This window comes from Streptococcus mitis (assembly GCF_946188615.1).
Classification (GTDB): Bacteria; Bacillota; Bacilli; order Lactobacillales; family Streptococcaceae; genus Streptococcus; species Streptococcus mitis_BZ.
Genome location: NZ_CAMHVK010000007.1, coordinates 131,482 through 145,357 on the forward strand (window position 1 = coordinate 131,482; position 13,876 = coordinate 145,357).

Here is a 13,876-nt window from a genome sequence, read left to right on the forward strand (position 1 = left end):
ATTTTTATTTTTCTTTCAAAGCAGAGAATAATCCTGCTAAAGCAATGGCACCTGACAAGAGTGCTGTTGATAGAAGAATTATTTCATCTGCCAGCTCTAGCTGATAGTCAAAAACTTTTTGAGCTGGTTTGTCTTCTGCAAATATTCTTAGTTTCATCAAAAGCCCTCCGTTACTAGCACTTAAAACAACTCATCAAACAAACTCAACTGGTTATCCTCTGGCATATTTCCGAGAATTCCCATTTCATCCATCTTTTCAACCAAGGTTGATGAGAGCCCTCCACGCTTGCGCAATTCTGTTTTAGAGAGGAATTCTCCCTCTTCACGCGCTCGCACCAGCTGCTTAGCAACGTTCTCTCCTAGACCATCCATAGCAACAAATGGTGGAATCAGTGTATCTCCGTCAATGATGAATTCAGTCGCATCACTACGGTAGAGGTCTAACTTCCCAAACTTGAAGCCACGCTCCCACATCTCATTGACAATCTCAAGAGTTGTATAGAGATCGATCTCCACATTAGAGGCTTCATTGTTCTTCCGTTTTTCAGAGATTTCTTCCATTCTGCGCTTGATAGCCTCCAAGCCCGCCCCCATGGTCTTGATATCAAAAGCCTTAGCACGGATTGAGAAATAAGCACAGTAGTAATAAATGGGATGATGAACCTTGAAGTAAGCTACACGCAAGGCCATCATAACGTAGGCTGCCGCATGGGCCTTAGGGAACATATACTTAATTTTCCCACAGGACTCGATATACCACTCTGGCACCTTATTAGCCTTCATGGCTTCAATGTAGCCATTGCGTTCCTCTTCGGAAATCTTGAGCCACAAGCCCTTACGTACCCGTTCCATGATGGTAAAGGCCATCTTAGGTTCGAGACCAGCATGCATGAGGTAAACCATGATGTCGTCTCGACAACCGATAACGGTTGATAGATCCGCAATCCCTTGTTTAATCAAATCCTGGGCATTTCCCAACCAAACGTCAGTACCGTGGGACAGTCCAGACAACTGAAGCAATTCTGCAAAAGTCGTCGGATGCGTTTCATCTACCATGCCTCGTACAAAGTTGGTTCCAAACTCTGGAATCCCCAGCATGCCTGTCGGAGTTCCGATTTGTTCAGGAGTCACACCTAGCACATCAGTCCCAGAAAAGAGGGCCATCACGCCTTCGTCATCCATAGGGATTTCATTAGGATCAATCCCAGACAAGTCCTGGAGTTTTCGAATCATGGTCGGATCATCATGTCCCAGCACATCGAGTTTGAGGACGTTCTCATCGATATCGTGGAAGTTAAAGTGAGTGGTCTGCCATTCAGCCGTCACGTCATCTGCTGGATACTGGACAGGCGTAAAGTCGTAAACATCCATGTAGTTAGGAATAACAACGATTCCTCCCGGGTGTTGTCCCGTCGTCCGCTTGACACCAGCTGCACCTTGAGCGAGGCGTTCCACCTCTGCATCACGATAAAACTTGCCATAGTCTCGCTCGTAACCCTTGACAAATCCATAGGCAGTCTTAGCAGCTACCGTACCAACCGTTCCTGCACGGAAGGCATATTCCTCACCAAAGATATCACGCACATCCAAGTGGGCGCTAGGCTGGTCTTCTCCCGAGAAGTTCAAGTCAATATCAGGAACCTTGTCCCCATCAAAACCAAGGAAGGTCTCGAAAGGAATATCTTGCCCATTTTTGCTGAGTTTGTGACCACAGTTTGGACAGTCCTTATTGGGCATATCAAAACCTGAACCGTAAGAACCGTCAGTGATAAACTCACTGTACTGACACTGACCACAGACATAGTGAGGAGAGAGAGGATTGACCTCTGTAATCCCAATCATGGTCGCAACGAAACTAGATCCGACAGACCCACGAGAACCAACCAAGTAACCCCGTTCATTGGAACGTTGCACCAGCATCTGCGATGCCAGATAAATCACGGCAAATCCATTCCCCAGAATAGAGGTTAGTTCTTTTTCAATCCGCAAATCAACAATATCTGGCAGTGGATTTCCATAAATCTCAAAAGCTTTCTTATAGGTCAACTCAGCAACCGTTTCTTCCGCCTTGTCGATAAAAGGTGTGTACAAATCACCTTTTACAACCTCAACAGGCTCAAAGGTTTCTGCCAAGGCATTGGTGTTTTCAATAACCAGTTTACGAGCCAGTTCCTCTCCCAAGAAGGCAAATTCATCCAACATCTCATTGGTCGTTCGAAAATGAGCCTTTGGAAGTGGTGCTGGTTGGGCATGTTCACCATGACCGATGGTCCGGTTAATCATAGCCCCCTGCCCCAAACTACGGACAATAATTTCACGATAAATCTCTTCTTCCGGTTCGATATAGTGAACATTTCCGGTAGCCAGAACAGGCTTACCAAGACGGTCTCCCACCTCTATCAAACTCTTGATAATGGTCTGGAGTTCCTCCATATCCTTGACCTGCTCCTTGGCGATTAAGGGAGCATAGATAGCAGGTGGCATAACCTCGATAAAGTCATAATACTTGGCCACCTCAACCGCCGCATCCACACCTTGGGAAACAACCGCGTCAAAAACTTCACCTTCAGAGCAAGCTGAACCTAAAATCAGACCTTCCCGATGGGCATCTAAAACCGTTCTCGGAATCCGTGGTACCCCTTCAAAGTACTTGGTATTAGACAGAGAAACCAGCTTAAAGATATTTTTTAGCCCCACCTGATTCTTGACATAAATGGTCGCATGCTTGATCCGAGCTTTTTTATAAGAATCTGGACTAATCAAATCAATGTTGAGTCTAGCTAAGTCGGTCACACCATGTTTTTCTGCTACCTCTTTGATAAAGATGAAAAGCAGACGACCTGTAGCTTCCGCATCGTAGTTGGCCATGTGGTGATGTTCCAAGGCCACACCAAAACGCTTGGTCAAAGGCCCCAAACCATGACGTTTATACTCAGGATAGAGGTTTCTAGCAAACTCTAACGTATCGATAACTGGCTGACTAATCCTTGGAAGACCATGACGCTCATAATTGGCATTCATAAATCCAACGTCAAAGGTAGCATTGTGGGCAACTAAGACCGTATCCTTGCAGAATTCTTGGAATTCTTGCAAAACTGGTTCTAGTGGTTTGGCATTTTTGACATGGTCATCTGTAATTCCAGTCAACTCAGTAGTAAAAGCTGACAAGGGATGTCCAGGATTGATAAATTCATCAAATTCAGCAATAACATTCCCCTTGTACATCTTAGAGGCCGCAACCTGAATCAAATCATTATAGATAGCTGAAAGTCCTGTCGTTTCCACGTCAAAGACCACGTAGGTCGCTTCTGACAAGTCCAGCTCCACTTCGTTATAGACGATAGGGACACGGTCCTCCACGATATTGGCTTCCATTCCATAGATTAGCTGGATTCCCGCTTTTTTGGCCGCCTTATAGCCGTGTGGGAAGGACTGGACATTCCCGTGGTCCGTGATGGCAACCGCCTTGTGTCCCCACTTAGCAGCTGTCGCAACGATTTCTTCAACCTCTGGTAGAGCATCCATGGTCGACATGTTAGTATGAGCATGAAACTCAACCCGGCGCTCACCTTCTGGCATCAAATCCTTCCGCTCATAGTGAACAACTTCCTGCACATCCTGCACATTCATAGTCAAATCGCGTGTGAAGTTATTCATCTCCACATTCCCACGCACTCGGAGCCAAGAATTTTTCTTGATGAGGTCAAATTTCTGAGCCTCTTCCTCGTTCTTAACCCACTTTTGCATCGAAAAACTGGAAGTGTAGTCCGTCATTTTAAAGTTGATCAAAACACGCCCTGTTCTGGTCACTTTTTGATCCACATCAAAAACAACCCCTTCAAAGACCAAACGATTTTCCTCCGTCGTCACTTCGATCATAGGAGTAATCTCGGCCTTATCTAGCTTGGGTTTAGCTGCAGCTTTTTTCGTTTGAAAATCAAAGGCTGGTTTCTCTTCCGCTGGAGGAGGTGCCATCTGTTCCAGTTGTTCCATAGCACGAAGCGCTTCCTCATTGGCAGCTTGAACAATCTGCTCATTTTCAGCATGAAAGGCTTCCTCTTGCTCTTGGGTCAGGACATCATTTTTCTCTACTTGACAGTTAAAAATTGGAAAACCAAACTTCTCAAGTTGTTTGGCTAAATTAGGAAGATGATTTTTCTTAAAGTGTTCCTTATCAATCGCCTCAGATCCTTCAATAAAGAGTTGATTGCCCTCCGCACGAACTCGCAAATTCTGATAAAGGGACTTAAAACCTTGACTAGCACATGGCCCCTCAGAAAAAGCCTCTCTATAGTAGGACTGCAAGAGTTGATTTGAAAATTCTTGAGACAGAGTCTTGATTTCGAAAATAGCTTTATTGCCTGTCTTAGAAAATTCTTCGCTCAAACCTTTCTTTAATTCTAAAAAGATTTCAATCGGTAAAATATTAGAAAATACGAAATGAAACTCCCATACCTTACTAATTTTATGAACCACAACTCGCTCAATATCGGCCTGTGCTAAAGCAGGATCCTGTCTCATTTCAGCAGGCATCCCCAGTTGATTCATCAAAATTTCAAAACTGTTTGACATTCATTTTCCTCACATTATTCTTCTACTATTTTACCATATTTAGAGGTATTTTCTAAAGACAAAAGGAAGCCACTAAGTGACTTCCTTCTAGAGTGAGGACGGATTAGTCTTCACCTTTGTTTTTCTTAATGATTTCTTCTTGTACTGACTTAGGTACATCTTCGTAGTGGTCAAATACCATCATGAATGTACCACGTCCTTGAGATGCAGAACGAAGAACTGTTGCGTAACCGAACATTTCAGCAAGTGGAACGTAAGCACGAACGATTTGGCTGTTACCATGTGCTTCCATACCATCTACACGTCCACGACGAGCAGTTACGTGACCCATAACATCACCAAGGTTTTCTTCTGGAACAGTGATTGTTACAAGCATCATTGGTTCAAGGATAGCTGGTTGTGCTGATTTAGCAGCTTCTTTAAGAGCAAGTGAAGCCGCGATCTTGAAGGCAGTTTCAGATGAGTCGACATCGTGGTATGAACCATCGTAAAGTTTAGCTTTAACGTCAACCATTGGGTAACCTGCAAGAACACCGTTAGCCATAGATTCTACCAAACCTTTTTCAACCGCTGGGATAAATTCACGAGGAACCACACCACCGACGATTGCGTTTTCGAATTCGAATCCTTTACCTTCTTCGTTTGGAGTAAATTCAATCCATACATCACCGAATTGACCTTTACCACCAGACTGACGTTTGAAGAATCCACGTGCTTGAGTAGAAGCGCGGAATGTTTCACGGTAAGATACTTGAGGAGCACCTACGTTAGCTTCAACTTTGAACTCACGACGCATACGGTCAACAAGGACGTCAAGGTGAAGCTCACCCATACCAGAGATAACTGTTTCACCAGTTTCAACGTTTGTTTCAACGCGGAATGTTGGATCTTCTTCAGCCAATTTTTGAAGAGCGATACCCATCTTGTCTTGGTCAGCTTTAGATTTTGGCTCAACCATCAATTGGATAACTGGTTCTGGAACGTTGATTGACTCAAGGATGATTTTAGCTTTTTCATCTGTCAATGAGTCACCAGTTGTAGTATCTTTCAAACCAACGGCAGCAGCGATATCACCTGAGTAAACAGTGTCAATTTCTTGACGGCTGTTGGCGTGCATTTGAAGGATACGTCCGATACGCTCACGTTTACCTTTAGAAGTGTTCAATACGTATGAACCTGATTGAAGAACACCAGAGTAAACACGGAAGAATGTCAAACGACCTACAAATGGGTCAGTCATGATCTTGAAGGCAAGAGCTGCAAATGGCTCTTCGTCAGATGCTGGACGAGTTTCTTCTTCGTCTGTATCTGGGTTAATACCCTTGATTGCTGGGATATCAAGTGGGCTTGGAAGGTAGTCGATAACCGCATCAAGCATCAATTGAACACCTTTGTTCTTGAAGGCAGAACCACACAATACTGGGAAGAATTCAACGTTGATAGTCGCTTTACGGATACCAGCTTTCAATTCTTCGTTAGTGATTTCTTCACCTTCGAGGTATTTCATCATCAATTCTTCGTCAGTTTCAGCAACTGCTTCGATCAATTTTTCACGGTATTCTTGAGCTTGGTCAAGGTATTCAGCTGGGATGTCTTCTTCAAGGATATCTGTACCAAGGTCGTTAGTATAGATTTCAGCTTTCATCTTGATCAAGTCGATGATACCACGGAAGTCATCTTCAGAACCGATTGGCAATTGGATTGGGTGTGCATTTGCTTGAAGACGATCGTGAAGTGTGCTTACAGAGTAAAGGAAGTCAGCACCGATTTTGTCCATTTTGTTGGCAAATACGATACGTGGAACTCCATACTCAGTTGCTTGACGCCAAACTGTTTCAGTTTGAGGCTCAACACCTGATTGTGAGTCAAGAACGGTAACAGCACCATCCAATACACGAAGAGAACGTTGTACTTCGATTGTGAAGTCCACGTGTCCTGGTGTGTCGATGATGTTTACGCGGTGGTTGTTCCATTGAGCTGTTGTCGCAGCAGATGTGATAGTGATACCACGCTCTTGCTCTTGCTCCATCCAGTCCATTTGTGACGCACCTTCGTGAGTTTCACCGATTTTGTGGATTTTACCAGTGTAGTAAAGAATACGCTCAGTAGTTGTTGTTTTACCAGCATCGACGTGAGCCATGATACCGATATTACGAGTTTTTTCAAGTGAAAATTCGCGTGCCATGAGGTTTGTTTCTCCTATTTATTTTTGATTTCTATTCTATTATAACACGATTTTAATAAAAACGGATAGGCAGGACCTACCCGTTCTCAATGTTTTCATGCTATTGTTGGTTTCAACTTGTAGATTTACAAGTTGAATTGAACTCGGGCTAAAGTTAATTAGCCGATTTGAGCCGGAACGGGATGCTGTGTGAAAAAGATAAACTTCCTTGTATTCGTCGAATACTGCGTCAGTTTCCTATTTTCACCTTGCATCCTTACCGTTCCTAGCATCATGATTTTACCAACGGAAGTGTGCGAATGCACGGTTAGCTTCAGCCATACGGTGAGTGTCTTCACGTTTCTTAACAGCTGCACCAGTGTTGTTAGCAGCATCCAAGATTTCTTTTGCAAGACGGTCTTGCATTGTGTGTTCACCACGAAGACGAGCGATTGTTACCAACCAACGAAGTCCAAGTGTTGTACGACGTTCTGGACGAACTTCAACTGGGACTTGGTAGTTAGAACCACCAACACGACGTGCACGTACTTCAAGTACAGGCATGATGTTTTCCATAGCTGTTTCAAATACTTCAAGTGCATCGTTTCCAGTAGCTTCTTTGATTTGCTCAAAAGCACCGTAAACGATTGAAGCAGCTGTACCACGTTTACCATCAAGCATAACGCGGTTGATAAGACGAGTAACTAGTTGTGAATTGTAAAGCGGATCTGGCAATACGTCACGTTTTGGAGCTCTATTTTTACGACTCATTTCTCTTTATCCCCTTTCCTTATGCTTTTGGACGTTTAGTACCGTATTTAGAACGGCCTTGTTTACGATCGTTAACACCTGCAGTATCAAGTGCACCACGGACGATATGGTAACGTACCCCTGGAAGGTCTTTTACACGTCCACCACGAAGAAGCACCACACTGTGCTCTTGCAAGTTGTGTCCGATACCTGGGATGTAGGCAGTAACTTCGATAAGGTTGCTCAAACGTACACGAGCAAATTTACGAAGGGCTGAGTTAGGTTTTTTAGGTGTCATTGTTCCAACACGAGTTGCAACACCACGTTTTTGTGGTGAAGAAACGTTTGTTTGAACTTTTTTATGACTGTTGTAACCAACGTTCAAAGCTGGTGATTTAGATTTTTCTACTTTTGATTTACGCGGTTTGCGAACCAATTGGTTAATTGTAGGCATCTACATTCTCCTGTGTTTTTTTATTTTTGGTGATGATACACTTGGTGACAGCTATCATCTGTGTGTACTTTTGCAACATTTGTCAGCACGTCCCTGTACACTCTTGAGAGACCAAAAGTAAAAAGTACCGTCTATTATTGTAACAAAATTTTCCCTTGGTTGTCAAGATATTTTTCTTTTTTATTGTTAATTTTAGCTCTTTTGTAGTGCTCCCCCAAAAAAGAAAAAGGAGGAATCCCACCCTCCTAAAGTTAGTATTGTTCCATTCAATCCCATCAATTTTAGCACATAATTGTTTTCGAGATATGATAGTATCACAACCAACCAGATTCTTTCGCAATATTAGCAGCTTCTGTTCGATTACCAGCATCTAGTTTCGAAAGAATATTGGTAACATAGTTTCGGACGGTTCCGTTGGATAGATAAAGTTTGTCTGCAATTTCTTGGTTAGAGAAGCCCTGAGCAATTCCCTTTAAAACTGCGATTTCTTGCTCCGTTAATGGATTGGGATGCGTCATCACCACTTCCATCAATTCAGGCGAATACTCCTTGCGTCCCTCTAGGACGGTGTGCAAGGTTTGCATGAGGTCTGCAATATTTCTTTCTTTTAATACATAAGCATCTACTCCGGCCTTGACCGCACGTTCAAAATACCCAGGACGCTTGAAGGTCGTCACCACAACCACCTTTGTTTCAAGCTTTTCTGCTCGTATCCACTCCAAAACTTCAAGACCTGTCTTAACAGGCATTTCTACGTCAAGGATGGCTATATTTACAGACTCCTTTTCTAATAGTTGGATTGCTTCTTGCCCATTCTTGGCTTGAAAGACAGACTCTACATCTGGTTGAAGCGTGAGCAACTGGCACATGGCATCTCGCAACATACTTTGATCTTCTGCAACAAGTAGTTTCATCTTAGTTTCTCTCCTTATAAGGTAGTCGAACCTGAACTTCTGTCGGTTCTTTCCAACTAATTACCTTTACTTCTCCCGAAAATGGAAGAACACGATCTCGAACTGTATGGAGGTCATCCCCCTTTATAGAAGCAAAGCCACAGCCATCATCTCCCACTGTTAGAATGAGTTCTTTCTCTGTCCGTTCTAATTTTAAGTAGACTTTAGAAGCTTTGGCATGTTTGATGATATTAGTCACCAATTCAAGCAAAATCATGGAAGCCGTTGACTCCAATTCCTGAGTTAAGCTAGCTGTATCTAGTTGATTAGCTATTTCCACCTCAATTCCAGCAATTTCTAACATCTTTTTCACAGTCTCTAGTTCGGATGTCAAAGTTCTAGACTTAAGATTTTCCACAATGGTTCGCACTTCACGCATTGATTCTTTGCTAATTTGCTGTATTTCTCTTAATTCCTTTTCCACCTGTGGATAAGCCTGTATTTGAAATAACTGCAAGGCTAGATCAGTTTTAACACTAAGCATAGCAAAGGTATGCCCCAGACTATCATGCAAATCTTGACCAATACGACTGCGTTCATTTTCAGCTAGCAATAGATTTATCTGGGCATTTTGCTTAGCCTGTGCTTCTTTCAAATCCTCCACAATCCGAATCCGAACCAAGCCAAAAGTCATTAAATCGACAAAAGTAAGAATTACAAGTAGATAGAATAGAAACTCAACTTCGATTCTCTGAAAAATCAACAGTTGGCCCACAACAAGGACTTGAGCAAGAAGAAAAGTCCAGACATGTAAAGACTTTAAACTACGTACGCCAAAATGATAACTTAAGAGGTTAGAAAGGAAAAAGAAGAACCAGATATAATTAACAGCAACAAAGGCAGTATTCCCAACTACATAAGTCAGCATGAGACCCCAATATAGCCAAGATAGGCGCTGGCTCTTAGTTGTTAAAACACCCAAATATGCCACTACAAATAGAATATCAATCAATAAATGCCAGACAGAAAGCCACCCAGTCACTACAGGTAGGATGGGGAAAATCATAAAAATTAAACTGGCCCAAAACATATAGTGTATGCTTTTCAGTCTTTCAAGCATTAAGAATTCTCCTTATGACCTTGAAGGTAAATGGTCAAACCAAACAAAACTGCTGAAAAAACAAGTAGATAAACTGTGGCTGATAAATTGATGCCACCCTCGTTTAAGAAGGTCTTGAGCAACTCCATCAACTGATAAGTTGGTAGGCACTTCCCGATTGCTTGCATCCAGTCTGGAAATAAAGAGATGGGCATCCAGAGTCCACCCAAAACAGCCAAGCCTAGATAGAGAAGATTGCCCACGACAGACATCAGCTGACTAGTTGGTAAGAGAGTCAAGGTCAAGCCAAGTGCTACAAATGCAATACTTCCCAAAATCAGCAAGAGAGCCGCCCCAATCCAATTTCCAAGAGACATATCCACACCTCTGACCAAGTGCCCAACTGAGAAAACAACTAGGATTGAGACCAAATAATCAACCATCATACTTGTTATCTTTGATAGATAATATTCTACCATATTTACAGGGGTATGGCGCAATGTTTTCTGCCAGTTGTTCATCTTGTCGGTATGTAAAACAACTGGGAATGAGAAGATAGCTGTTGACATCATGGAAAAGGCAGTCATAGAGATAAGGTAATCACGCATAAAATTCGCGGGTCCACCTGGTGTGTCCTGGTACATGCCAGAAAAGAATAGATAGAAGGCTGTCGGCATCCCTACTGATAATAAATAATAGACTGATTGCCGTTTGGTCAATAGAAATTCTATCTTATTTAATGCTATCCATTGTTTCATCTTAGTTATCTCCCTTCTGCGTTTCTTCAAAGATTGTATCCAGCAAACTACGATTATTAACTTCGATTTCTTGAATCCTACATCCTGCTTGCACTAACAGTTGCCAAAAAGCATCCGCTTCACGTGTAACTACTTGCAAAGCATCTTGTTTTTGTGACCAGTTTTCAACCAAGTTAGACTCCTCAATGACTTCCTTGTATGCTAGAGGAAGAATAAAGTGCTTTTCAATCTCCTCACTGCGCATGGCTAGAGGTGTTGTATCGCGAATCAACTCTCCCTTATTCAAGACCAAGATTCGGTCCGCTGTATGCTCTACCTCTTCGATATAATGGGACGAATAGAGAATGGTAACTCCCTTAGCTTTTAGCTCCTGAACAATTTCCCAAAAACGTTGGCGGGTTGAAGTATCCATGGCAGCAGTTGGCTCATCTAAAAAAACAAGCTTTGGTCGCCCAATTAAGGTCAAGACAAAAGAGAAAAGACGCTTTTGTCCACCTGATAATTTTTCTGCGAATTGCTCTTTTTGTTGCTTATCAAACTGTAATAGTTTATCGATTTCCTGGTTACTCAAGTGATTTGGATAAATTCTTTGAAAAAAAGCAATCAACTCTTTTACCTTTAGTTTCTGAACGATTACATTCTCTTGAGGGAGGTAGGATCTTGTATAGTCTAACTTAGAGCTCGTTACTGGCAAGCCTTGGATAGATACTTGACCGCTTGTGACCAGTTTATCTCCAAGCAAACAGTCCAAGAGTGTGGTCTTTCCAGCACCATTGGGACCAATCAAGGCGACGCATTCACCATCGTTGATTTCAAAAGAGATGTTCCGCAAGATCTCCTTGTCTTTTATTTTCTTACACAATTTCTCAACTTTAATCACAGTCATGAGATTCTCCCTTCAACCACTCCATTCCCATAGGGAAAACGACGAAAATCATAAATCCTAGTCCCCAGGCACCACGGATGAATTGGTGAAGGAAGGCTTGATCAAACCAACCTGTAAACATTTCCACCAACCATACCACTAGTGATAGTCCAATAAAAAGATAGAGAAACGCTTTTTTCATTTTTCAAACTCCTTTTTCACATCACTGACTAATTTCAAACCTTCTCTGATAAGCCAAGACATCATTCCAAATCCTGCAAATAGCTCCCAAGGAAAATGATAGAAGTCTTCGTCCAATCCTGAGAACATGAGATAAGTCATGACTCCTGCTGCTACTAAACTCATTACGACAATCATTTTATTTTTCATCTCTTCTTCCTCCATTTCATACTTCAATTATAGACTTTTGAAGTTGGCTGAGCTAGATGCTTCTGTCACTAGGAAATATGACAAATGTCATAAAAATTCTGTTCAAAACAAGCAAGATACACTATACAATAAAACACAAGTAGAAAAACTCTCAGTTAGTTTCCTCAAAAGAGATATCAACCCCAATTCACACTATATTGAAAACTAATACTTATTTAAAATCAAAAGAGTAGAAATTTTTATCGTACAAATACATATATTATAGGCATAGCAAAAAATTCTTCAATTACTTTCTTAAAAGTTTGTAAGAATTATACAATCTGTTAAATTTTAATTTATGTTCCTAAACTACAGTATTCATTGAACAAATCAGGAAACAAAAAAGTATACGCGATCAAAATGAAGGCTCTATAATATTTGTAGTGGGTAAATCCCCTATAGATATTATGGAGCCGTTTTTATTGTAGAAAAAAAGTCCCATAAGATCTATAATGAAAAGCGACCAAACCATCATTAGAAAGAATCCTATGGAACAATTACATTTTATCACAAAACTACTAGACATTAAAGACCCTAATATCCAATTTATGGATGTCATCAATAGGAATACCCACAAAGAAATCATCGCTAAACTGGACTATGAGGCCCCATCTTGCCCTGATTGTGGAAGGCAAATGAAGAAATATGACTTTCAAAAACCGTCTAAGATCCCTTACATAGAAACGACTGGTATGGCTACTAGAATTCTACTTAGAAAACGTCGTTTTAAGTGCTATCAGTGTTCAAAAATGATGGTTGCTGAGACTCCTCTAGTAAAGAAAAATCATCAAATCCCTCGTATCATCAACCAAAAAATTGCTCAGAAGCTGATTGAAAAAACTTCTATGACCGATATTGCCCATCAGCTGGCCATCTCAACTTCAACTGTCATTCGCAAGCTCAATGACTTCCGTTTTAAGTCTGATTTTTCTCGTCTGCCTGAGATTATGTCTTGGGATGAGTACTCCTTTACAAAGGGAAAAATGAGTTTCATTGCACAAGATTTTGAAAAGCTCAATATCATCACTGTTCTCGAGGGAAGAACACAACCTATTATTCGAAATTACTTTCTTAAATATGATAGAGTCGTCCGATGTCGAGTGAAAATCATTACTATGGATATGTTTAGCCCTTACTATGACTTGGCTAAACAGCTTTTTCCAAACGCTAAAATCGTGTTGGATCGTTTCCATATTGTCCAACACATGAGCCGTGCTATGAGTCGTATGCGTGTCCAAATCATGAATCAGTTTCATCGAAAATCCCATGAATACAAGGCTATCAAGCGTTACTGGAAACTCATCCAACAAGATAGTCGGAAACTCAGCTATAAACGTTTTTATCGCCCTACTTTTCGCATGCACTTGACGAATAAAGAAATTCTAGACAAGCTTTTGAGCTATTCAGAAGACTTGAAACACCACTACCATCTCTATCAACTCTTGCTTTTTCACTTTCAGAACAAGGAACCTGTCAAATTCTTCGGACTTATTGAGGACAATCTAAAGCAGGTTCATCCTCTTTTTCAGACTGTCTTTAAAACCTTCCTCAAGGATAAAGAAAAGATTGTCAACGCCCTTCAACTACCCTATTCCAACGCCAAATTGGAAGCGACCAATAATCTCATCAAACTTATCAAGCGAAATGCCTTTGGTTTTCGGAACTTTGAAAACTTCAAAAAACGGATTTTTATCGCTCTCAATATCAAAAAAGAAAGGACGAAATGTGTCCTTTCTCGATCTTAGCTTTTCTTCAACCCACTACAGTTGACAAAGAGCCAAACAAAAAAGATACGCTTACGTATCTCTGTAATGAATCGGGAAGACAGGATTCGAACCTGCGACACCTTGGTCCCAAACCAAGTACTCTACCAAGCTGAGCTACTTCCCGAG

Annotated in this window: 12 protein-coding genes and 1 tRNA gene; 1 reads left to right on the forward strand and 12 read right to left on the reverse strand. The window is 41.6% G+C overall.

The window, feature by feature from the left end:
• Nucleotides 1-4: 4 nt before the first annotated feature.
• From OCF95_RS08320 to OCF95_RS08370, 11 genes are all read right to left on the reverse strand, one after another.
• A complete protein-coding gene (locus tag OCF95_RS08320; RefSeq protein ID WP_020903066.1) occupies nucleotides 5-157 on the reverse strand; it encodes a hypothetical protein in 153 nt (50 codons plus the stop codon).
• 23 nt (nucleotides 158-180) lie between these two features.
• The gene (locus tag OCF95_RS08325) at nucleotides 181-4,572 is read right to left on the reverse strand and encodes a PolC-type DNA polymerase III (protein ID WP_261105221.1); all 4,392 of its coding nucleotides are present in this window, start codon (nucleotides 4,570-4,572) and stop codon (nucleotides 181-183) included.
• A gap of 103 nt (nucleotides 4,573-4,675) precedes the next feature.
• The gene (gene fusA / locus OCF95_RS08330; RefSeq protein WP_000090348.1) at nucleotides 4,676-6,757 is read right to left on the reverse strand and encodes an elongation factor G; all 2,082 of its coding nucleotides are present in this window, start codon (nucleotides 6,755-6,757) and stop codon (nucleotides 4,676-4,678) included.
• A gap of 279 nt (nucleotides 6,758-7,036) precedes the next feature.
• Nucleotides 7,037-7,507, reverse strand: a complete 471-nt coding sequence (rpsG, locus tag OCF95_RS08335) for a 30S ribosomal protein S7 (protein WP_000087873.1) — start codon at nucleotides 7,505-7,507, stop codon at nucleotides 7,037-7,039.
• Nucleotides 7,508-7,526: 19 nt separating this feature from the next.
• Nucleotides 7,527-7,940: a 30S ribosomal protein S12 gene (rpsL, locus tag OCF95_RS08340; RefSeq protein WP_001142332.1), complete on the reverse strand. Its 414-nt coding sequence runs from the start codon at nucleotides 7,938-7,940 to the stop codon at nucleotides 7,527-7,529.
• Between the two features lie 314 nt (nucleotides 7,941-8,254).
• The gene (locus tag OCF95_RS08345) at nucleotides 8,255-8,854 is read right to left on the reverse strand and encodes a response regulator transcription factor (protein WP_227325746.1); all 600 of its coding nucleotides are present in this window, start codon (nucleotides 8,852-8,854) and stop codon (nucleotides 8,255-8,257) included.
• Between the two features lies 1 nt (nucleotide 8,855).
• Complete coding sequence (locus OCF95_RS08350; RefSeq protein ID WP_227325747.1) at nucleotides 8,856-9,953, reverse strand: sensor histidine kinase; 1,098 nt, start codon at nucleotides 9,951-9,953, stop codon at nucleotides 8,856-8,858.
• Entirely contained in the window at nucleotides 9,953-10,690 is a 738-nt protein-coding gene (locus OCF95_RS08355) for an ABC transporter permease (protein WP_227325748.1), read from the reverse strand. The genes OCF95_RS08350 and OCF95_RS08355 overlap by 1 nt, the downstream gene beginning before the upstream one ends.
• Before the next feature lies 1 nt (nucleotide 10,691).
• Nucleotides 10,692-11,576 carry an ABC transporter ATP-binding protein gene (locus OCF95_RS08360; protein ID WP_261105222.1) on the reverse strand — a complete coding sequence of 295 codons (885 nt, stop codon included), beginning with the start codon at nucleotides 11,574-11,576 and terminating at the stop codon, nucleotides 10,692-10,694.
• Nucleotides 11,563-11,757 carry a hypothetical protein gene (locus tag OCF95_RS08365; RefSeq protein WP_000708871.1) on the reverse strand — a complete coding sequence of 65 codons (195 nt, stop codon included), beginning with the start codon at nucleotides 11,755-11,757 and terminating at the stop codon, nucleotides 11,563-11,565. Before OCF95_RS08365 ends, OCF95_RS08360 begins: the two co-directional genes overlap by 14 nt.
• Nucleotides 11,754-11,960: a hypothetical protein gene (locus tag OCF95_RS08370; protein WP_020903061.1), complete on the reverse strand. Its 207-nt coding sequence runs from the start codon at nucleotides 11,958-11,960 to the stop codon at nucleotides 11,754-11,756. Before OCF95_RS08370 ends, OCF95_RS08365 begins: the two co-directional genes overlap by 4 nt.
• A gap of 512 nt (nucleotides 11,961-12,472) precedes the next feature.
• Between OCF95_RS08370 and OCF95_RS08375 the strand changes: the two genes are divergently transcribed.
• Nucleotides 12,473-13,729: an ISL3 family transposase gene (locus tag OCF95_RS08375; protein ID WP_261105224.1), complete on the forward strand. Its 1,257-nt coding sequence runs from the start codon at nucleotides 12,473-12,475 to the stop codon at nucleotides 13,727-13,729.
• A gap of 71 nt (nucleotides 13,730-13,800) precedes the next feature.
• Here OCF95_RS08375 and OCF95_RS08380 read toward each other — a convergent pair.
• A tRNA-Pro gene (locus OCF95_RS08380) sits at nucleotides 13,801-13,874 on the reverse strand.
• Nucleotides 13,875-13,876: the final 2 nt, after the last annotated feature.

Coding starts and splice junctions, on each gene's coding strand:
- OCF95_RS08320 (WP_020903066.1), bottom strand. CDS start 157: ATGAAACTAAGAATATTTGCAGAAGACAAACCAGCTCAAAAAGTTTTT.
- OCF95_RS08325 (WP_261105221.1), bottom strand. CDS start 4,572: ATGTCAAACAGTTTTGAAATTTTGATGAATCAACTGGGGATGCCTGCT.
- fusA (WP_000090348.1), bottom strand. CDS start 6,757: ATGGCACGCGAATTTTCACTTGAAAAAACTCGTAATATCGGTATCATG.
- rpsG (WP_000087873.1), bottom strand. CDS start 7,507: ATGAGTCGTAAAAATAGAGCTCCAAAACGTGACGTATTGCCAGATCCG.
- rpsL (WP_001142332.1), bottom strand. CDS start 7,940: ATGCCTACAATTAACCAATTGGTTCGCAAACCGCGTAAATCAAAAGTA.
- OCF95_RS08345 (WP_227325746.1), bottom strand. CDS start 8,854: ATGAAACTACTTGTTGCAGAAGATCAAAGTATGTTGCGAGATGCCATG.
- OCF95_RS08350 (WP_227325747.1), bottom strand. CDS start 9,953: ATGCTTGAAAGACTGAAAAGCATACACTATATGTTTTGGGCCAGTTTA.
- OCF95_RS08355 (WP_227325748.1), bottom strand. CDS start 10,690: ATGAAACAATGGATAGCATTAAATAAGATAGAATTTCTATTGACCAAA.
- OCF95_RS08360 (WP_261105222.1), bottom strand. CDS start 11,576: ATGACTGTGATTAAAGTTGAGAAATTGTGTAAGAAAATAAAAGACAAG.
- OCF95_RS08365 (WP_000708871.1), bottom strand. CDS start 11,757: ATGAAAAAAGCGTTTCTCTATCTTTTTATTGGACTATCACTAGTGGTA.
- OCF95_RS08370 (WP_020903061.1), bottom strand. CDS start 11,960: ATGGAGGAAGAAGAGATGAAAAATAAAATGATTGTCGTAATGAGTTTA.
- OCF95_RS08375 (WP_261105224.1), top strand. CDS start 12,473: ATGGAACAATTACATTTTATCACAAAACTACTAGACATTAAAGACCCT.